Annotated in this window: 18 protein-coding genes and 3 pseudogenes; 16 read left to right on the forward strand and 5 right to left on the reverse strand. The window is 72.1% G+C overall.

The annotated features are described in order from the left end of the window. The first annotated feature begins 124 nt into the window (after window positions 1-124). From ACWD01_RS07990 to ACWD01_RS08030, 9 genes are all read left to right on the forward strand, one after another. Window positions 125-2,110: a hypothetical protein gene (locus ACWD01_RS07990; protein ID WP_451159257.1), complete on the forward strand. Its 1,986-nt coding sequence runs from the start codon at window positions 125-127 to the stop codon at window positions 2,108-2,110. After that, the gene (locus tag ACWD01_RS07995) at window positions 2,107-3,648 is read left to right on the forward strand and encodes a hypothetical protein (RefSeq protein WP_451159259.1); all 1,542 of its coding nucleotides are present in this window, start codon (window positions 2,107-2,109) and stop codon (window positions 3,646-3,648) included. The genes ACWD01_RS07990 and ACWD01_RS07995 overlap by 4 nt, the downstream gene beginning before the upstream one ends. A 188-nt stretch (window positions 3,649-3,836) precedes the next feature. Further along, entirely contained in the window at window positions 3,837-5,240 is a 1,404-nt protein-coding gene (locus ACWD01_RS08000; RefSeq protein WP_451159261.1) for a hypothetical protein, read from the forward strand. An 85-nt stretch (window positions 5,241-5,325) separates the two neighbouring features. Then, window positions 5,326-6,591, forward strand: coding sequence for an AAA family ATPase (locus ACWD01_RS08005; protein WP_451159263.1), 1,266 nt, complete (start codon window positions 5,326-5,328; stop codon window positions 6,589-6,591). Then, window positions 6,588-7,952 (forward strand): vWA domain-containing protein, encoded by a 1,365-nt coding sequence (locus ACWD01_RS08010; protein ID WP_451159265.1) that lies wholly within the window; start codon window positions 6,588-6,590, stop codon window positions 7,950-7,952. The genes ACWD01_RS08005 and ACWD01_RS08010 overlap by 4 nt, the downstream gene beginning before the upstream one ends. A 265-nt stretch (window positions 7,953-8,217) precedes the next feature. Continuing rightward, window positions 8,218-9,822 (forward strand): cellulase family glycosylhydrolase, encoded by a 1,605-nt coding sequence (locus ACWD01_RS08015; protein ID WP_451159267.1) that lies wholly within the window; start codon window positions 8,218-8,220, stop codon window positions 9,820-9,822. Window positions 9,823-9,991: 169 nt separating this feature from the next. Next, the gene (gene lpdA / locus ACWD01_RS08020; RefSeq protein WP_451159269.1) at window positions 9,992-11,392 is read left to right on the forward strand and encodes a dihydrolipoyl dehydrogenase; all 1,401 of its coding nucleotides are present in this window, start codon (window positions 9,992-9,994) and stop codon (window positions 11,390-11,392) included. A gap of 53 nt (window positions 11,393-11,445) precedes the next feature. After that, the gene (locus ACWD01_RS08025) at window positions 11,446-11,739 is read left to right on the forward strand and encodes an ArsR/SmtB family transcription factor (protein WP_451159271.1); all 294 of its coding nucleotides are present in this window, start codon (window positions 11,446-11,448) and stop codon (window positions 11,737-11,739) included. Then, entirely contained in the window at window positions 11,736-12,122 is a 387-nt protein-coding gene (locus ACWD01_RS08030) for a VOC family protein (RefSeq protein WP_451159273.1), read from the forward strand. The genes ACWD01_RS08025 and ACWD01_RS08030 overlap by 4 nt, the downstream gene beginning before the upstream one ends. 27 nt (window positions 12,123-12,149) lie before the next feature. Here ACWD01_RS08030 and ACWD01_RS08035 read toward each other — a convergent pair whose 3' ends face one another. Then, window positions 12,150-12,632: a hypothetical protein gene (locus tag ACWD01_RS08035; RefSeq protein ID WP_451159275.1), complete on the reverse strand. Its 483-nt coding sequence runs from the start codon at window positions 12,630-12,632 to the stop codon at window positions 12,150-12,152. 141 nt (window positions 12,633-12,773) lie between these two features. Between ACWD01_RS08035 and ACWD01_RS08040 the strand changes: the two genes are divergently transcribed. Both ACWD01_RS08040 and ACWD01_RS08045 read left to right on the forward strand, forming a co-directional pair. Further along, window positions 12,774-13,574 carry an aminoglycoside adenylyltransferase family protein gene (locus tag ACWD01_RS08040; RefSeq protein WP_451159277.1) on the forward strand — a complete coding sequence of 267 codons (801 nt, stop codon included), beginning with the start codon at window positions 12,774-12,776 and terminating at the stop codon, window positions 13,572-13,574. A 283-nt stretch (window positions 13,575-13,857) separates the two neighbouring features. After that, window positions 13,858-14,059 (forward strand): annotated as a pseudogene (locus tag ACWD01_RS08045) (hypothetical protein); the annotation flags it as partial. A gap of 198 nt (window positions 14,060-14,257) precedes the next feature. On the opposite strand, the gene ACWD01_RS08050 reads toward ACWD01_RS08045, so the two are convergent. Next, complete coding sequence (locus tag ACWD01_RS08050) at window positions 14,258-14,980, reverse strand: hypothetical protein (RefSeq protein WP_451159279.1); 723 nt, start codon at window positions 14,978-14,980, stop codon at window positions 14,258-14,260. A gap of 76 nt (window positions 14,981-15,056) precedes the next feature. Beyond that, window positions 15,057-15,590 carry a chloramphenicol phosphotransferase CPT gene (cpt, locus tag ACWD01_RS08055; RefSeq protein WP_451159281.1) on the reverse strand — a complete coding sequence of 178 codons (534 nt, stop codon included), beginning with the start codon at window positions 15,588-15,590 and terminating at the stop codon, window positions 15,057-15,059. 205 nt (window positions 15,591-15,795) lie between these two features. On the opposite strand from cpt, the pseudogene ACWD01_RS08060 reads away from it, so the two are divergent. Beyond that, window positions 15,796-15,960: pseudogene (locus ACWD01_RS08060) on the forward strand (histidinol-phosphatase); the annotation flags it as partial. 47 nt (window positions 15,961-16,007) lie between these two features. Here ACWD01_RS08060 and ACWD01_RS08065 read toward each other — a convergent pair. Beyond that, complete coding sequence (locus tag ACWD01_RS08065) at window positions 16,008-16,454, reverse strand: nuclear transport factor 2 family protein (RefSeq protein WP_451159283.1); 447 nt, start codon at window positions 16,452-16,454, stop codon at window positions 16,008-16,010. Window positions 16,455-16,587: 133 nt separating this feature from the next. Beyond that, the gene (locus ACWD01_RS08070; protein ID WP_451159285.1) at window positions 16,588-17,946 is read right to left on the reverse strand and encodes a serine/threonine-protein kinase; all 1,359 of its coding nucleotides are present in this window, start codon (window positions 17,944-17,946) and stop codon (window positions 16,588-16,590) included. A gap of 237 nt (window positions 17,947-18,183) precedes the next feature. Between ACWD01_RS08070 and ACWD01_RS08075 the strand changes: the two are divergent. The 4 genes and pseudogenes from ACWD01_RS08075 to ACWD01_RS08090 form a co-directional block, all read left to right on the forward strand. Next, window positions 18,184-18,516 (forward strand): annotated as a pseudogene (locus ACWD01_RS08075) (sensor histidine kinase); the annotation flags it as partial. A gap of 637 nt (window positions 18,517-19,153) precedes the next feature. Beyond that, window positions 19,154-19,513: a hypothetical protein gene (locus ACWD01_RS08080; protein WP_451159287.1), complete on the forward strand. Its 360-nt coding sequence runs from the start codon at window positions 19,154-19,156 to the stop codon at window positions 19,511-19,513. After that, window positions 19,510-19,863, forward strand: a complete 354-nt coding sequence (locus ACWD01_RS08085) for an ArsR/SmtB family transcription factor (RefSeq protein WP_451159289.1) — start codon at window positions 19,510-19,512, stop codon at window positions 19,861-19,863. The genes ACWD01_RS08080 and ACWD01_RS08085 overlap by 4 nt, the downstream gene beginning before the upstream one ends. Before the next feature lie 44 nt (window positions 19,864-19,907). After that, the gene (locus tag ACWD01_RS08090) at window positions 19,908-20,060 is read left to right on the forward strand and encodes a DUF6126 family protein (RefSeq protein WP_451159291.1); all 153 of its coding nucleotides are present in this window, start codon (window positions 19,908-19,910) and stop codon (window positions 20,058-20,060) included. Window positions 20,061-20,077 lie beyond the last annotated feature (17 nt).

Genomic DNA, 20,077 nt, shown 5'->3' on the forward strand with positions numbered 1-20,077 from the left:
CGGCGGGCGAAAAGGTTCGTTGCACAACCCTCTGCCGAGCAGCCGCCCGTCGGGTAAGTTCCCTCTGTGCACGCTCAGTTGATCTCATGATGCATGGCCGGGCAGGGGGAGGCGGGGGAGCGCCATGGGCGGGAGACTGTACGGTCAGCAGGCCCTGCACGAGGACTTCGTCCCCCGGCTGGTGGGACTGCACCACACCCACGGGTACCAGGTCCCGTTCGCCTATCCCAAGGGCGCGCCCGTGGTGCGGATCGTCGGCGGGCGGGGGAGCGGCAAGACCGCCCTGCTGGGCGCCGTCCATGACGCGTACAACGGCCGCGTGCCGCTCGCACGGGTCGACCTGGAGGCCGCCGGATACGGCGAACCGGGCGTCGCCGACGGCGACGACGACGTACCCAACGCCTCCCGCATCACCCACCTGTTGTATCTCCTGGCGTACAAACTCGGCCTGGACGTACGCCACTTCGGCAGACCCATGGCCTTTCCGCGGCTGTCGCTCGGCCTCCTCGTCGTCACCGCCTGGCGCCCGCTGAACAGCGACGGGACCGACGTGCGGCCGCCCGACCTGCGCCGGGCGGAGGACGACCTGCGCACCCTGATCACCGCGGAGGACCCCGACGTACGCCGCCGCAGGGAGAGCCTCGGCCGCTGGTTCGACGTCGTCACCGACCACCTCCCGCAGGTCCTGTCCGCCGTCCCCGGCCTCGACAGCATCGCCGCGATCGTCCTCGGCGCCGCCCGGGCGCAGCTCGTCAGGAGCGAACCGGACAAGGGCGCGCTCGCCTGGTGGGGCGGGCGGCTGCACCGCTCACAGGGCTACCAGGGCGACTCACTGCAACGGCTCTTCCAGTTCGTCCGCGGCTTCCGCAGACTCGACGACCGCAGACGCACCGCCGAGGAACATCTCGTCGCCGCCCTCCTCGACGACATCGACGCCAACTACGGCACCCTGCGCCGGCTCAACAAGAAGCCCAGACCGCTGCTGCTCCTCGACAACGCCCACACCGACGTCGGACGCACCGTCCTCGACCTCCTCGACGCCGGACACGGCGCGCCGGGCAAGGACCCGACCCGGCCCGTGGTCCTCGCCACCCTGCTCGGCAAGGGGCACCCGTACCCGCCGCTGAGCGAGGCCGGCGGCGACGCCGTACCGCGGCAACGGCCCCTGGTGCTCAGCATCCCCGACATCGAACCGGCCCACATCGCCGAGATGCTCAGCCCCGTCGACTACCCCGACCATCTGCCGCGCGTCGTCGCCCGCTACAGCGGCGGCCGCGCGGCGAGCGCCCGCATCCTCGCGGACACCGCCGTGCACCGCGTCCAGGAGGCGGGCACGGTGCGCAGCGCCGAACTCCTCGACGAGGCCGCGCCGTTACTCCTCGCCACACTGCTGCCCGATCCCGTGATGCGCGAACGCCTGGTGCTGCTGTCCGCCGCGGCCGACCCCGGCACCCGGCGCGGACTGTGGACCTTCTCCCACCCGGAGGACCACTCCCCGGATCTCGTCGCCGTCCGCGTCCGCGAGGCCGACGACTACCGCACCCGCTCCTGCCTCGACGGCGACCGCGCCCTCGACCTGCTGTTACGCCACCGGCTGACCGCCACCACCACCCACGAACGCCGGCGCGACACCCAACTGCGCCTGCGCTCCCTGTGCGACCCGCGCGGCGACACCGCTCTGCACCACACGCTCGCCGTCGGGCACGTCGAGGAGGTGGTGTGCGTACTGCACCACCGGTTCACCGTCGACCCGCCCGCCTCGTGGCTGACCTCGCTCAACCGCATCTGCGCCGCCCCGCACCCGCGCGACGGCTACCAACCCCCGGCCCAGAGCTCCACGCTGTCATGCACGGCCTGCGGCAGCGGCGTCCCGGGCCCCCACCACGACGCCGTCGCCTCACTGGTGCCCCTGCTCTGGCGGCTGTCCGACCCGCTGGCCCTCGCACCCCGCGAGGACGAACTGACCACCGTCCGCATCGCGTTGGAGATGCTGTACGGCAACAAGGCCGCGCACGCCGCCTACCGCGAGGCGTCCGCCGCCTGGCCGGCCCGGCTGCGGGCCGGCGTACAGGCCCCAGACCTGCCCGTCGAGGAAGGTGCCGCGTCATGACGTCGTTCATCGCACGACTCCCGGGCGGGCCGCTCACCAAGGCGGCCGCCCTCGTCGTCGCCCTGGCGGTCCTCGGCGCCGCCGTGTGGACCGGCATCGTCGTCTTCGGCCCGGACCCGGCCTGCGGCAAGGGCATCGAGGAACGCGGCCCCGAAGGCGCACGGGAATGCACCGGCGTCACCGACGGCAGCTTCGTCTTCGCCGCCAACCTCAAGGAGGTCAGCGCACGGATCAAGGCCGAGAACGAGCGGATCGAGGACGAACCGCACGTCTCCGTCGCCGTGATGCTGCCGATGGCGCCCGCCCAGGGCTTCGAACAGCGCAAGACCCTCCACGAGGTGCAGGGCGCCTACCTCGCGCAGTACCGCGCCAACCACGACTCCAACGGCAAGAAGCCGGCGATACGGCTCCTGCTCGCCAACCCGGGCCGCAACCACGCCCACTGGAGGCCGGTCGCCGAACAGATCGGCGCCATGTCCGAGTCCACGACCGACAACCTGCGCGCCGTGATCGGCTTCGACGTCTCCACCGCCACCACCCAGGCGGCCATCGCCTACCTCACCCGGGAGCGCGGCATTCCCGTCGTCGGCGGACCCATCACCGCCGACGACTCGGGCAACAGCCGCGAGCGGCCCGACGCGTACCCGGGACTCGCCCGTGTCGTACCCACCACCACCGACCAGGCCAGGGCCCTGTCCCACTTCAACAAGGACATCGACCCCAAGCACACCCTGGTCGTGGAGGACATCCGCACCGGCGACAACTACGTCGACGCCCTCAAACGGGCCTTCGCCGAACGGACGTTGGGATCACCCCGCGCACCCGAGCAGTACCGCGCGCCCGAGGACTTCCACGAGGAAGGCACCACCGCCAACGCCTTCGACCAGATGGTCGACACCATCTGCACGTCGTCCGCCAAGGTCGTCTACTTCGCCGGACGCCCCGTCCAGCTACGGCAGTTCGTCAACGAACTGGGCAACCGGGGCTGCACAGAGAAGAAGTACACCGTCATCACCGGCTCCGGCGCCTCGACCCTCCCCTCGGACCGGCTTCTCGACTGGGACGCCTTCCGCAAGGGCGTGACCCTCCAGTACGCCGCCGTCGCCCACCCCGACGCCTGGACCGGCCCGGAAGCGCCCGCCACCGGCGGTTCCGCTGCCGCCTACCGCACCCTGGCCGAGCTGGCGACCAGCAAGGAAGTCGGGGACATCGGCACGGTGGAACTCACCGACTCGCGGACCATCACCTTCTACGACGCCGGCCTCACGGCGATCACCGCCATCCGGATGCGCGACGACAACGACCCCGTCATCCCCGCCCTCGGCCGCATCAGCGACTCGTGGCTGCGCCTGCACGGCATGGGCAAGGTCGACGGCGCCAGCGGCTGGATCTGCCTCGACAACTACGGCAACCCGTACAACAAGGCGGTGTCCGTGGTGGAACTCGCGCCCGACGCGCCAGGACGCATCCGCTTCGTCGGCCTCGCCTGGCCGACCGGCCGGCCCACACCCGCGGACTGCACGGCGAGCCGCACCTGACAGGCCACGGCGGCCGGACGTCCGAGGAGGGGCGACCGGCCGCCGCGAGCCGTGCCGCTCGACGCTCACGCGCCCGCAGTCGAGGCGGAAAGCACCTGACAGCGGGGAGCGAGGGGCGCTACGATCACCGCGATGACGAACTGTTCTGCTGACAGATTGGGGGTCCCGTCCGCGCAAGGTGAGTGCTGATGCTCACTCGGATCGCGAACGAGGATTCCCGCCTTTCCCTTTGGCTGCGCGTGCGAGAGTTCGCCGTGCCGCCCTCCATGATCGAGACCGCGACCGCCCGCCGGTGTGCCGGTGACTGGGCGGGGGCGTGCGCCGCCGCAAACTTCGACGTCGATCTCGACCTGCGTACCGTGGCACGCACCCACGGCCGCGAACTCGCGGCCCGCGTACGGGCCGACCTCCGCCGGCTGGCACCCGACCTGCTGCGCTGGCACATGCCGAGGATCGCGCCCGACGGACTGCTGCGCCCCGGCCTGACCGTCGCTCTGGCGCGGTACGAGACGGACGGCCATGCCCGCGAACGCCCGGTGCACCTCGTGGCCCGCACGCCGCCGGCCTGGGCGGACGCCGGTCAGCGGATCAGCCTCGCGCTCTGGGACGGGTCCCGTGCCGGGACCGGTGCCTGGCGGCATCCGCATCCCCGCCCCGACCGGCGCCACCGTCTCGACCTGCACCGCCACTTGTGGGACGCGTACAGGACCGACGAGCTGCGGATCCGGTCCGGCGCCGAACCGCTGTCCGGCGACGGCCGTCCTGTGCTCGACCCGGATCTGCTGGAGGCGGTGCCCCAGGGGCACCGCTGTGCCGTGGACCGATGGGCGGCCGAGGCGAGGATCCTGCTCCGCGCCGAGGGCCGGCGCACCGGTCCCTTCACCGTGCGGCTCGGAACCGGGCACCGACTCGTCCTGCGGCCGGCCGGGGCCGGGGACAGCCTGCCCGCGATCGTCGCGGCGTCGGGGGACGGCGGCGCCTCCGCCCTGCCCGTCCTCCCCGACGCGGCAACCTGGGTGCTGCCCGACCTGGAGCTGATCCGCACCGGTCTCCTCGAGGCCGACCGGCTGCACCCACTGGTCGCCTCCGCGCTCACATCGGACCGCGCACCCGATCGTCTGCCGGCCCGTCCGTCCCCGAGCCCGTACGAAGCGGGACAACCGCGCTTCGTGGAGTGCCGAGGTGCTCGGCACCGGATCGGCCTGGTCGACGGGGCGCTGGCCCCGCTGGACCACGACCCGGCCGAGATCGGACGGGAAGAACTGCTGGCCGCGCTGACCGGTACTCCGCTTCCGTGCCTCCAGGCCATCGACGAGGCGCACCGCCGTCCGGACTGCCTCACCGGCGTCCGCGAACGCCTCGCCCACGGCGACACCGCCGGTGCGCTGGCCGTCGTCGAGGGCCTGTTGGGCCCCGGCGCACTGCTGCGCGACGGCGCTCTGCGGGACGCACTCGAGGCGGCCGCGCAGCGGCGGATCACGTACGGACTGTTCCGGGCAGGTCTGGTCGGGCCCGGACCCGACCGCATCCCCCCGAGGCATCCCCGGCCCCGTGACCACCGTTGGCACCCGCGCCAGATGATCTCTCGCTGACCGGGAAACCACGTCCCCCTCCTCCGCCCAACCCCTGCCCGAGTGTGCGCCACTCGGCTCCCGACGAAACCCAAGGTGATCGAACATGCCCACATCCACGTTTTCCACCGCGACCGCTCTCCTTGCCGACCCGGCCGGCACCCACTCCGAGCTCGATGTCGCCGGCGACCTGCTGGCCCTGCTGCGCGACGCGGACACCGAGCCGCGCCCCGACGTCCAGCTGGAGGCCCTGACTCTGGCCGTCGCCGCCGACCTGCCCGTACTTCTGTGGGGCGAGCCGGGCATCGGCAAGACCGCGGCCCTGACCCAGCTGGCCGCCGCCCTCGACCTGCCGCTGACGACGGTGATCGCCAGCGTGCACGAACCGTCCGACTTCTCGGGCCTGCCCGTGATCGGGGACGATCCCGCCGAGCACGGCGTCCCGATGGCCCCGCCGGACTGGGCGGTGCGGCTGGTACGGGCCGGGCGCGGCCTGCTGTTCCTGGACGAGCTGTCCACCGCGCCGCCCGCCGTGCAGGCCGCCCTTCTCCGACTCGTGCTGGAGCGGCGGATCGGCGCACTGCAACTGCCGCCCGGCGTACGGATCGTGGCCGCGGCCAACCCCCGGTCCTCGGCGGCCGACGGCTGGGAGCTGAGCCCGCCGCTGGCCAACCGGTTCGTCCATCTCCAGTGGACCCACGACCACGAGGTGGTCGTACGCGGCCTCGGCGGGACCTGGCCCCGGGCGACCCTGCCGCGGCTCCACCCGGAGAAGCTGCCGGAAGCCGTGGACTTCGCCCGCCGCGCGGTGTGCGGGCTGCTGTCCGCCCGCCCCGGTCTCGTGCACCGGCTGCCCAGCAGCGAAACGCGCCGCGGCGGCGCCTGGCCGTCCCCGCGCAGCTGGGAGATGACCCTGTGCCTCATCGCCTTCGCGACCGCGGCCGGCTCCTCACGGGACGTGCTCTCCCTGCTGGTCAGGGGCACCGTGGGGGACGGCCCGGGGCTGGAACTGCTGGCGAGCCTGGACCGGATGGACCTCCCGGACCCCGAAGTCCTTCTCGCCGACCCGGACGGCGCTGAGCTGCCCGAACGGGGTGATCTGCGGCAGGCCGTGCTCGACGGTGTGGTCGCGGCGGTCCGCCGGCGTCCGGACAAGTCCCGCTGGGACGCGGCGTGGGCGCTCCTGGTCCGGGCGATGGAGACCGGAGCGCCGGACCTGGTGGTCGTCCCCGCGACCACACTCGCCACGCTGCGCGAGGAGGCGTGGGACGTTCCGGCGTCGATCGAGAAACTCGCCGGCGCGGTGACCCTGTCCCGGCGCGCCGACCACGCGGCGGCCCGTGCCGCGGCCGTCGCGAAGGCCGCCCGATGACGCCGCCCGCGCCGGAGACGCCGGCCCTTGACGAACCGGCTGCGACGAGCACCCCGGGCGGCGAGGACCGGCCCGCCACGAGCCCGCCGGCCCGTGACGACGCCCCCGCCACCAGTCCGCTGGACCGCGAGAAGCTCTACGCCGCCCGCCTCCACGCCGCCCGGGTCCGGCCCTACCTCGCCACCGCGCTGTTCGCCCTGCACACCGTGGAGTCGCGACGGGTACCGACCATGGCCGTCGACCGGCACTGGCGGTGTTACGTCTCGGCGGCGTTCGTGGACCGGACGCCGGTGGAGGAGCTGGCCGGCGTATGGGTGCACGAGGTGTCGCACCTGCTGCGCGACCACCACGGGCGCAGCGACCGCCTCGCCAGGGAACGGGGGCTGACCGGCCCGGGGGAGCGGCTGCGGATGAACATCGCCGCGGACTGCGAGATCAACGACGACGTGTTCGGCGACGGGCTGGTCATGCCCGAAGGCGCTGTCACACCGGCGTCGTTGCATCTGGCCGAGGGAAAGCTCATGGAGGACTACCTGAGTCATTTCCGGCTCGGGCCGCCCACACGGAGCATGATCTGGCTGGACTGCGGCAGTGGCGCCGACGGACTGGAGCGGGACTGGGAGCTCGGACCGGACGGCGCGGACGGCCTCAGTGCGCAGGAACGGGACGCGGTCCGGTTCCGGGTGGCGCAGGGCATCAACGGCCGTCCGGGAAGCGCCCCGAAGGGCTGGCGGCGCTGGGCGGAGGAGGCGTTCCAACCGCCGCAGCCGTGGCGGGAGTTGCTGGGCGCGGCGCTTCGCTCGGCGGCCTCCGGCGCCGGGGCCGGCGAGGACTACACGTACGGCCGTCCCGCGCGGCGCTCGGCCGGGGTGCCCGGCGTCGTCCTGCCGAGCCTCCGGCGCCGGCCGCCCCGGGTCGTCGTGGTCATCGACACGTCGGGGTCGGTCAGCGACGCCGAACTGGGCAGCGCTCTCCAGGAGGTCGCCGCCATCTCCCGTGCCGTGGGCGGCCGTCGGGATCTGGTCAGTGTGCTCTCGTGCGACGCGGCCGCCGGGACCGTGCACCCGCTGTGCCGTGCCGAGGGGATCCCGCTGGTGGGCGGTGGCGGGACGAACCTGCGCGCGGGCTTCGCGAAGGCGCTACGGGCTCAGCCCCGGCCGGACGTGATCGTGGTCCTGACCGACGGGCACACGCCCTGGCCGGACACCCGGCCGCCGTGCCGGACGGTGGTCGGCCTGTTCCCCCGGCAGCAGGCCGCGTCGTGGGACGAGGACGACCCCGACCATGTGCCCGACTCGCCGCCCGCGTGGGCGCGAGTGGTCGTCATCGGGTCATCCGCCGCCGGGTCCGGAGGCCACTGACCGAGGCGGCCGACGCACAACGTCTTGACGTGCTCCTGGCGTCATGGCTTTATGGGAGCGCTCCCATACATCCGATGTCCACGGTTTCTCGGCCCCCACTCCTGGAGACACAGTGAGAACAGCAAGAAGCGCGACAGGAACGAGAAGCGCGACAAGAAGCACGACGGCAAGCACTGCGGCAAGCCCGGCAGTAGGCGCCGCGAGAGGCGCCACAGGCCGCGCTGCGCCCAGGACCTCCGTCGTCGCCCTGCTGGCCGGACTCGCCGTGGTCCTCGGGCTGTTCCTGCCCGGCTCCCTCGGCGCGAGCGCCGCGCACGCGCAGCCGTCCGATGTCCGCGCCGCTCCCGGACTTCACATCAGCGACGGCCGGCTCCTCGAAGCCAACGGCAACGACTTCGTCATGCGCGGCGTCAATCACGCCCACACCTGGTACCCGGGCGAGACCCGGTCGCTGGCCGACATCAAGGCGCTGGGCGCCAACACCGTACGGGTCGTCCTCTCCGACGGACACCGCTGGACCGAGAACAGCCCCGCCGACGTGGCCGCCGTCGTCGCGGACTGCAAGGCCAACCGGCTGATCTGCGTACTCGAGGTGCACGACACCACCGGCTACGGCGAGGAGGCGGCGGCCGGCACGCTCGACCACGCGGCCGACTACTGGATCGGCCTGCGCGACGTGCTCACCGGCGAGGAGGACTACGTCGTTGTCAACATCGGCAACGAGCCCTGGGGCAACACCGATCCGGCGGGCTGGACCGACCCCACCAGCGCCGCCGTCAAGAAGCTCCGCGACGCCGGCTTCCAGCACACGATCATGGTGGACGCACCCAACTGGGGCCAGGACTGGCAAGGCGTCATGCGCGCCAACGCCCAGGCCGTGTACGACGCCGACCCCACCGGGAACCTGATCTTCTCGATCCACATGTACAGCGTCTTCGACACCGCTCAGGAGATCACCGACTACCTGACCGCGTTCGTCGACGCCGGACTCCCCATCCTCATCGGCGAGTTCGGAGGCCCCGCCGACCAGTGGGGCGACCCCGACGAGGACACCATGATGGCCGCCGCAGAGCAGCTCCGGCTCGGCTATCTCGCGTGGTCCTGGAGCGGCAACACCGACCCGATCCTCGACCTGGCGATCGACTTCGACCCGAGCCGCCTCAGCTCCTGGGGCGAGCGCATCTTCCACGGCGCGAACGGCATCGCCCAGACCTCCCGCGAGGCCACCGTCTACGGCGGCGACACCGGCGACACCCAGGCCCCGACCGCCCCCGGCGCCCCGACCGCCGCCGCCGTGACCGCCGACTCGGTCACCCTTGCATGGCCCGCCGCCACCGACGACGTCGGCGTCACCGGATACGACGTCGTCAGCGTCAGCGGCGCCTCGGAGACCAACGTCGCCGCGTCGTCCACGACCACCGCCACGGTGACCGGCCTCACCGCCGGCACCGCGTACACCTTCGCCGTCTACGCCCGCGACGCGGCCGGGAACCGCTCGGCCCGCTCGGCTACGGTCGGCGTCACCACCGACGAAGGGGGCGCCCCCGGCGCGGCCTGCGCCGTCGGGTACCGCGTCGTCAACGAGTGGCCGGGAGGCTTCCAGGGCGAGATCGCCCTACGCAACACCGGCGCCGAGGCCGTCAACGGCTGGACGCTGGGCTTCAGCTTCGCCGACGGCCAGCGCGTCACCAACATGTGGGGCGGAACCCCGGCCCAGGACGGCGGCGCGGTGAGCGTCACCCCCGCCTCGTACACCTCGACCATCGCCGCGGGCGGTTCGGTGACCCTCGGCTTCACCGCCACCAAGGGCGGCGCCAACACCGCGCCGACGGGCTTCACGCTCGACGGCAGGGCCTGCACCACCGCGTGACCTGACCTTTGGGCCGCCGTGAGCCGCCTCCCGGCAGCCGAGGCCGAGCGACCCCGTCCGATCCGGGCGGGGTCGCTCAGCCTCGGGGCCCGTGCGGCGCGCCGGTGGATTCCGCCGATGCCGCACGGCGATACGCGACTCGCCGGACCCGCGCCCTTATTGTGCCGGTATGAGTGCACACTTCGATGTCGTGGTTCTCGGAGCCGGCCCCGGCGGCTACACGGCGGCGGTCCGCTGCGCCCAACTCGGGATGTCGGTCGCGGTGGTGGAGGAACGGTACTGGGGCGGAGTGTGCCTCAACGTGGGGTGCATTCCCTCGAAGGCGCTGCTGCGCAACGCCGAGTTGGCCCATCTGTTCACCCATGAGGCGAAGACCTTCGGCATCCGCGTCGAGGGCCGGGTCGAATTCGACTACGGGGAGGCGTTCCTGCGCAGCCGCAAGGTGGCCGACGGGCGCGTCCGGGGCGTGCACTACCTGATGAAGAAGAACGGCATCACCGAGTTCGACGGAACGGGCGTCTTCACCGGCGCCAACGCCATGCGCGTCCGCGCCTCGGACGGCTCGGAGCAGAGCATCGATTTTGATCACTGCATCCTCGCCACCGGCGCCACGACGAGGCTGCTGCCGGGCACGAGCCTGAGCGAGCGGGTGGTGACGTACGAGGAGCAGATCCTCAGCGACCGGCTGCCCGAGAGCATCGTCATCGCCGGCGCGGGCGCCATCGGCGTCGAGTTCGCGTACGTGCTGCACATCTACGGCGTGCAGGTGACGCTCGTGGAGTTCATGGACCGCATCGTTCCGCTCGAGGACGAGGACGTCTCCGCGGAACTGGCCCGCCGGTACCGCAAACTGGGCGTCAACGTGCTGACCTCCACGCGGGTCGAGGCCATCAACGACTCGGGCACGAAGGTGAGCGTCCATGTGACGACCGGCGGGCAGCGCCAGGTCCTCGAAGCCGACAAGGTGCTGCAGGCCATCGGCTTCCAGCCGCGGGTGACCGGCTACGGCCTGGAGGCCACCGGTGTACGGCTGACCGACCGCGGCGCGGTCGACATCGACGCGCGCTGCCGCACCAGCGTTCCGCACATCTTCGCGATCGGCGACGTCACCGCACGGCTCATGCTGGCACACGCCGCCGAGGCCATGGGCATCGTCGCCGCCGAGACCATCGCGGACGCGGAGACGATGGAACTCGACTACACGATGATCCCCCGCGCCACCTACTGCCAGCCGCAGATCGCCAGCTTCGGCTGGACCGAGGCGCAGGCGCGCGAGCGCGGCTTCGACGTACAGGTGCAGAAGTTCCCCTTCACCGCCAACGGAAAGGCCCACGGACTCGGCGACCCCGCCGGCTTCGTGAAGATCCTCAGCGACGGCCGGCACGGGGAACTGCTGGGGGCCCATCTGATCGGCCCGGAGGTCACCGAGCTGCTGCCGGAACTCACCCTGGCGCAGCAGTGGGACCTGACGGTGCACGAGGTCGCCCGCAACGTGCACGCGCACCCCACGCTCGGCGAGGCGGTGAAGGAAGCGGTGCACGGGCTGGCCGGTCACATGATCAACATGTAGCCGAGCGCGGCCCCGGGTTGATAGGCAAGTGGTTACTTGCCTATCGTTGGGTTGTGGCTGATGATGTCTTCAAGGCGCTGGCCGATCCCACCCGCAGGCGCATCCTCGACGAGCTCAGCGAGCGGGACGGACAGTCCCTCTTCGAGCTCTGCGGCAGGCTGCTGAGCAAACACGGCCTGGGGCTGTCGCGTCAGGCGATCAGCCAGCACCTCGCCGTACTGGAATCCGCCGGCCTGGTCCGCACGCGGCGCCAGGGCCGCTACAAGTTCCACCATCTCGACACCGAACCGCTCGAGCGCATCGTCACCCGGTGGCTCAAGCCCGATACGCCGGAGAGCACCCCATGAGGATCCATCTGACCAGCATCCACGTCGACGACCAGGACAAGGCCCTGAGCTTCTACACGGACGTGCTGGGTTTCGTGAAGAAGACCGAGGTCCCGCTCGGTGAGCACCGCTGGCTGACCGTGACCTCGCCCGAGGACCCCGACGGCACGGAACTGGTCCTCGAACCGGACGACCACCCGGCCGTGAAGCCGTACAAGGCCGGACTGGCCGAGGACGGCATCCCGATGACCTCGTTCGCCGTGGACGACGTGCACGCCGAGTTCGACCGCCTGCGCGGGCTCGGCGTCCGGTTCACCCAGGAGCCGGTGGACATGGGCCCCGTCACCACCGCGGTCCTGGACGACACGTGCGGCAACCTCATCCAGATCGCCCACACGAACTGACAACTCCCCGATCCGCGACCGCCCGTCTCACGCACCACCGTCGCCCTGTCCGCGACGCCGGGACCCGGCCGGGTCGACGGAAGGTGGCGGCGGAGGAGGCGGCGGTTGTGCCGGCGGGGGCGGCACCCGCGGCCGGGCCGGAGCGACGGCGGGAGGCGGCGGGGGCGGCGCCGCGGGACGCCTGGGCCGCGGTGGCCGTTGCTGCGAACCGACCGGCGGCGGCGGAGCCGGCGGCGGGGGTGGGGGCGGCTCGATCGCGCCCAACAGCGGTTCGCCCGCGCGCAGCCGGGCAATCGCCAGCTCGTTGCGGCGGCGTGCGAGGGGGCTGTCGTCGCGTTCGAAGACGCAACAGAGGCCGCTGGGGAACTGGCTCTGCATGGAGAGCAGCCGGTAGCCGAGAGCGTGGGCGATCTGCTCGATACGCTCCCGCTTCGAGGCCGACACATGGCCGAGCAGCAGCTCGACACGGCTGCGGCCGTCGAAGCGTGCACGTATCTCGTCGTCGGTCATCCGACGTCCCTCCCGGCGACTTGGCGGCTCGGCGACCGCACCCGGCCGCTCCCCACGGTTCACGTGCCGGGCGAGGAGAAGTCTCCGTGGCCGTACTCCAGAAAGTACCGCATCTGCTCCGGCCGACTACCATCCCTTCCCATGCCCCGTCAGCAGACCCACGACGTCGTGACGCTGGTCCGCGAGGTGCTCGGTGAGGACCTGATCGGCGCGTACCTCCACGGTTCCGCCGTGCTCGGTGGTCTCCGGCCCGGAAGCGATATCGACGTGCTCGCGGTGTCGCGCCGCAGCGCGAGCCCCGAGCAGCGGCGGCAACTCGTCGACAGGCTGCTGGACGTGTCGGGCCGTCGTGCGCGACGCGGACCGGGCCGTCCTGTCGAGCTGATCATCGCCGTCCATGACGACGTCCGTCCCTGGCGCTACCCGCCGACCTGCGACTTCCTGTACGGCGAGTGGTTGCGTGACGAGTACGAGCGCGGCGAGGTGCCGGAGCCCGAGCCGTGCCCCGACCTCGCGCCGCTGCTGACGATGGTGCTGGCCGGCGACACCCCGCTGTTCGGCCCCCCACCGGCGAACCTGCTCGACCCGGTGCCGCGCACCGACCTGCGTCGTGCGATCACCGCCGGGATTCCCGGCCTGCTCGCCGATCTCAGGGACGACACCCGCAACGTCGTCCTGACACTCGCCCGGATCTGGGTCACGCTGGCGACGGGGGAGATCCGCTCGAAGGACACGGCCGCCGACTGGGCGCTGGGGCACCTGCCGATCGAACACCGGCCGGCGATGGCGCACGCGCGGGCGATCTACCTCGGGGACGCGGACGAGAGCTGGCACGAGGAGCTGTTCGCACAGGTGCAGCCGCTGGTCGACCACGTTCTGGCCGAGATCCGCCGGTGTCACGTTCCAGCGGCCGCCGGTCCCGACGACGAGGTTTCCGGCTGAGAGCCCTTCCTTGCCCGGGCCCGGCCGCGGGACCACGCACTCGCACCGACCAGCACGGCGGCCCCGGTTCCGTACAGGGGCAGCCACAGGGTCGTGGTCGCCGCCAGGCAGTCGGCAACGGCCGTACGGCTCCGGCCCGCTGCGCCGACGCCGGCGCGGCGCCGTCGCGCCCGGCACCACGCGCCGGCGCGGCCCTCGACCGGATGGCCTCGTACCGCCCCAGCTCGACGCACTCGCTGCGCGTGCCCGGCGTCCCGCGGCCCAAGGGCCAGCGCGCTATCCAGGGTGGCGTCCGACCGGGTTCGACCGAGGAATCCACCGGCGCCGCAACGAAGTGGAGCGGACGATCAAACCGGCTCAAGAACTTCCGTGCGGTCGCCACCCGGTACGACAAGAGGCCCTACGTCTTTCACGGGACGGTCACCGTCGCCGCCATCCGACTCCGGCTCCGCACATGGAGATCGCTCGCTCCTACTCCAGCATGAGTTCCGCGTCCTCCGGGACCCACGGGAACGGGACGTCGGGCCAGCGGGTGGCGGCCCACGGATCCCGGGTGGGCCTGGGATGCGGACCTCCCCGTTCCCCTCCGGAGCTTCTTCCTCAGAGCACAGGTCGCACTCGTGCACCCCCAGGCACACGCGGTTCCACGACCCATCGGAAAGGATCTGGGTCCAGGCGGCCGCTCACATGACCGGGCGGTTGGCGGACGTGTACTCGTCCGCGATGTTGAAGACGCTGGCACAGCGCGGGCATTCCGCGCGGCCGAAGAGATGGGCGACGCCGTGGGCGAGGACGGCTTCCCCGTCACGGACGGCAGTCTCGTGCATCCATCGACCGACGCCGGAGAGGCCATCGGGGGACGCCGGCCTCAGGTTACAGCGGTCCACGTCACCCCGGTGCCAGTCCCGGATCGCCGAATAACGCCCGTAGGCACCGATGGCGATCGTCACGTCCGCAGCGCAGTGCGGGCAGGTGACCTGGTAGAAGTCGTCCGAGAAATCTCCCATGGCCGCACTCCAGTGGTACTGCTCCTCGACAGCGAGCAGGTCGAGGAAGGTCGCCAGGTAATCGGCCGGCCGCGTCCGCAAGTGCCGATCCAGGAGTTGGCCGAACTCCGCGATCGCGTCGGCGCAGCCCGCCAGCAGATCGTCGCAGCCGTGGCCCCCTGCCGCGCATCGCACGATCGTCCCCGCCAGCCCACGCGCCTGCGCGCTCCGCGACGCGAGACGCACCAAAGACGGCAGCGCGGCGAAGCCGGCCGGGAACACCAGATCGCACTCGAGGACCAGCCGGTGCCCCAGCTCCACCCATGCCTCTGCGGCGTCCTCGCGCTCGACGTGTTCCAGCAGTTCGGGGACACGATCGACGTCCCCGCGACAGTCGTACATCTGTGCCCAGTTCACCACCTGTGCATTCAACCGTTCTGCTCTGCACGGCCCCGCCGCGACTGCCGGCCCCGGCTCCGCGACCCGGGCCGGCGGTCTAGTTGACCTGGGCGGCGATGGTGCGTGCACATGCCAGGGACTCGGTGCGCGTCGTGTCCACCTCCAAGTCGTAGAGCACCCCCTCGTGGACCACGTCCGCCTGTGACGCGGCCATGCCCTGGACGCGGTCTCCTCGTGCGATCTCACGGCCCGCGGCGACCGCGCTCTCGCACCGGACGCCGACCCACAGCACGGTCAGTCCGCCCAGTGCCTTCTGCCACCGCTGCTGGGACGCCGCTCCGCCGAGGAAGACGTCGTCGATGAGGATCCTGGCGCCTGCCCGGGCCATCGCCACGATGCCCTCCATCCAGGCCGCCTCCAGCGCCCGGAAGTCCGCTCCGACGTTCACCCCGCCGTCCGCCGCGAACACGATCCCCTCGTCCGACGTCTGCATCCGCGCGGGCATCGCGTCGACGAACGAGTCGCACCCGAACGCCAGCCACGGGTCCGGCAGTACGTCCTGCAGACATCGTACGATCCCGGACTTGCCCGAGCTGGAACCGCCGTTGAGAATGATCATCCGAGTCGTCACCGCGCCACACTAGAGCGCTTGCCCCACGGTACGAAAGAAGTTTCAAGGGGGCTTCTCCACGTAACCCGATGCCGGCGCCCGGAACTCGGCCGGCTGCACCGGGAACGGGCGGCCGATCGTCGAAGTCCACCTGGTCGCCGGCATCGGTCCTCCTCCAGAAGAATGCGGCCTTGGCTGGCGCCGCCTCTGACGCTCCGGGCGGTGCGCCGGCGCACCGGGCCCCTACACCCTGACGATCCCCCTCGTCGCGGGCGAGGAGCCGTTCTACGTCCGTCTGCGCGGCAGCGACGGCAACCGCAACGGGGCCGGCTACCTCGGCGCGGCGGTCGACCCGCACGGCGGCCAGGGCCCGGCCACCCACGCCAACGGCGGCCTCCTCCTCCGCGGCAAGGCGTCCATCGGGCCCGCCTCACCGCCTCACGGGGTGCACGCCTCGGCGATCGACAGGCTGTTCTCGTACAGGTGGTGCCGGGTGATCCGGCCGTCCCCGACGGTGAGGTGCAGCGCGAACGGGCCCTCGAAGGACTTGCCCGTCGCGCGCACCGTCCCCGACAGGTGCCCCATCAGTACGGCGTCCGCGCCGTCGACGAGGAACGTGTCGACTCGGGCGCGCGCGTCCTCTGGCACGGTGTGCTCCATCAGCTCCGTGAACTGGGCGGCGCACTCGGCGGGTGTGGACCGCGGGCGGATCCACGGGACGGCGGGGTTCTCGGCGAGCAGCCAGTCGACCTCGTCGGCGAAGAGCGCGACGAGCCGCCCGGTGTCCCCGGCCAGCCGGGCGGCGACGAACTCCTGCACCACGGCCCGGGTGGCCTCGGCGGTGGTGGCTGAACTCGCGGCGTCAACAGTGGACTTGACGGACATGGCGCTCTCCTCATGACTGGCTGCGGCCGGTCCCCGGCACGGGTCCGGCGTCGACGTGATCGATCCTGCCGGGGGAGGGGGGAGCGGTCGATTACGCCGGAGGTAATGAAGCGGCCGCCGACGAGGCGGCGCCTCAGCGTGCGTCGAAGCCGGTGTGCGTCAGGCTGGCCGCCACTCCCGCCACCTTCACGTCCACCACGACCGGTCCTCTGGTCCACCTCGTCGTCGTCCCGTCGGGCGCGCCCAGCGTCTCCAGGACGGCGCCGACCAGTCGGTCGCGGTCCTCGGTCTCGGGGTAGAAGGCCACCAGGCTCAGCTCACCGTGGTCGTTGAAGGCGTACTGCGTGGCCATCACGATCCCGCAGAACGTCTCCGGGCCCCGGCCCGTGACCCACCAATCGCCGTTCTGCTGCCTGGCGCCGGGGAAGCGGGCTGTGAACTCGTCCACGCCCGCTCCCCAGCGCAGCCCGTTCCAGCCGTGCTCGACGGCCCGCGGGTCGCTGACCGGCGGTGGTGTGGCGGTGCGGTCCGCCCTTCCGCGCCGCAGGGTGGGGACCAGCCGCGACAGCCCGCCGCGGCGGCCTCGGGGCGGACCGGCCGGCACCGCTCGCGTCTCGACACCGTCGGCGCCGAACGCGTCGACCATGCCGGTGACCGCGGGCGGGAGCCAGCCGTCCGTCCCGTCGGCGACCGCTCCGGCGAGCGACCTGAGGATCTCGGCGGGTGCGGGCCGAGCGCTCGGCTCCTTGGCCAGACAGGCGGCCACCAGTCCGCGCAGCTCGTTGTCGACGAGCGACAGATCCGGCTCCTCCTGCACGATCCGGTAGAGCACGGCGGCCGGATGCCCGTCACCGAACGGAGCCGCGCCCGTCGAGGCGAAGGCCAGCACCGAGCCCAGGGCGAACACGTCGCCGGCGGGCCCGATGTCACGGTCGCCGCGCGCCTGTTCCGGCGACATGTACCCCGGAGTGCCGGTGACCGACCCCGTCACCGTGTACGAGGTGGCATCGAGGGCCCGGGCGATGCCGAAGTCGATGACGCGCGGTCCGTCGGCGGCCATGATGACGTTGCCCGGCTTCAGGTCGCGATGCACCAGGGCGCACTTGTGGATGGCGTCCAGCCCCTCGGCGAGGCCGGCCGCCAGCACCCGCAGCGCCCTGGCCGGTAGTCCGCCGTGCTCGCCGACCACCGCCTGCAACGACGGTCCGGGCACGAAGGCGGAGACGAGCCAGGGGCGCTCCGCCTCCGGGTCGGCGTCGACCACCTGCGCCGTGAAGAACCCGCCCACCCGCTGGGCCGCCTCCACCTCCCGGGCGAAACTCCGCCGGAAACCCGCGTCGGCCCCGTACTCGGGGCGGACGACCTTGACGGCCACGGGGCGGCCTCCCGCCGAGCGGCCGAGGAACACCTGCCCCATGCCGCCGGCCCCCAGCCGGGCCACCAGCCGGTAGTCACCTATGCGGTCCGGATCGCCCGGCTGCAGTGCCTCCACGGGAACTCCCCCTCGCCCCTCGTCGGCCAACACCTGGTGATCCTTCCAGACGGGAAACCGCCCGCGCAGGGAAACCACCGCAGCCCGCGACCGCCTCGCCCCCACCGAATCCACCGTGGGCCGTACGGCCCCGGCCGCGCCGCCCGGCCGGGGCCGCGTTTCCCGCCCGATACAGGTGTAACGTCCCAGCATGCCAGCACCGTGCCGGAGGCGTCCGTGACGGCCAGCGCGGGTACATCGAGCAGCGCCATGGCCTCCTTCGTCCGCACCGATCCGGCGCGGGCCAGAGAGCTGCTGGTGGAGTTCGCGGAGTTCACCCGGTACTCGTTCCGGCAGCACGGCGACTTCACATCGCTCGCCGAGGAACTGCGCTGCATCGACCGCTGTCTGCTGCTGGAGCGTGCTCGGTTCGGCGGCCGGCTCAACGTCTCGCTGCGCGTCGCACCCGAGGTGCTGTCCGTGGTGGTGCCCTTCCTGCGTCTGCAGCCCCTCGTCGAGAACGCGGTACGCCACGGCCTGGAGCGCCGCGAGGGCCCCGGCCATCTGGTGATCACGGCGGAGGACGGCGGCACGCGGATTCACCGACCGTCAGGGCGTCTTGAAGCAGCTCAACGGGAGGCGACCCGTCCCGCCACCGGGCGTCCCCGTGTCGCGCCGCTGTACGGACCGCCGAGGATCGGCACCACCGCCGTCGCCCTGCACCTGGGCGCCGCCTGCCATACGCGCTTCCCGGACGGGCAGTTCTAATCGACCTCCGCGACGCGTGGGCGGAGAGCGGCCCCGAGCCGTCCGCGGTTCTGCTGCGTCTCCTGCGGCAGATGGGCGTCGAGCGGGAGCAGCTGCCGCCCACCGAGTCCGGCCGGCTTCGCCAACGTGCCCTTCCGCAGCCTGTGCTGCTACGACACGGAGGCGCCGGCTCCCGGAACCATCGCCCTCGTGCGCCAGACCCACCCCAGGCTCCGCGAGGGCTCCCAGATGGCGGACAACCCCGGCCACCGCGAGCCCGAGGAGTTCGTTGCCGACCTCGACCGGCGTCCCCTGGCGGCCTCTGGGAAGTCGGCGGCGACCATGCAGATCCACACCACCGAACTGCACGCGGTCCGCGCCTTCGCGGCCGACCGGGCCAGGCGCTGCGGGGTCACGGCCGAGGCACTGCACAACCTGCTCGTCGCCGTCACAGAGGTGGCCACCCACGCCATCCGCCACGGTGACGCTGCGCACCTGGCCCGACAGCGGCCTGATCTGCGAGATCACCGACTCCGGCCACTGGCAGCCCGAGGAGTTCATCAGCTGGAGCCCGCCGGAGTCCGCCGCGGACTCCGGGTTCGGCCTGTGGGGTGCGGGGTTGCTCTGCGACACGGTGCAGGTGCGGACCGGGGCGAAGGGCACGACGGTGCGCCTGCGGACGTGCACCCGACGAATGCGGACGCGTGCCTGGCCACGGCCGGGCACCCCGCTGGAGGCCGTCCGGCGTTTACCATGTGAAGAGTTCTTCAATTCGGCACACAAGGGAGCGGGTCCGTCCGGTGCGGGCCCGGCCGGCGAGCACGAGGTGGGTGAGGGGTGAGCGCGGTTCCGGTTCCGCTGTATCAGGCGAAGGCCGAGTTCTTCCGGATGCTGGGGCACCCGGTGCGCATCCGGGTTCTCGAACTGCTGCAGGACGGACCGATGCCGGTCCGGGACCTGCTGACGGCGATCGAGATCGAACCCTCGAACCTGTCGCAGCAACTGGCGGTGCTGCGCCGCTCGGGCATCGTCCGGGCGACCCGGGAGAGTTCGACCGTGGTCTACGAGCTGGCCGGCGGCGACGTCGCCGAACTGCTCGCCGCCGCCCGCCGCATCCTGTCCGAGCTGCTGACCGGCCAGCAGGAACTGCTCGCCGAGCTGCGTGTGGCGGACAGGCAACCCTCCCGATGAGGGCCTACCGGCCCGAGCCGGCCGTGACGACCGAGAGGAATGACGTGGCGCGCGGAGCGAAGCCCGAAGAGCAGGACCTGGAGAAGTGGAAGGAGCGCGGTGTGATGCTGCGCGTCTTCGTGTACGTCTTCGGCACCCACTTGTTCGCCGGTTTCGTCTGGATCCTGTTCTATGTGGGCGAGCACGCCCAGAAGTGACGTGTCCGCCGGAGCGC

The organism is Streptomyces sp. NPDC002835 (assembly GCF_053591995.1).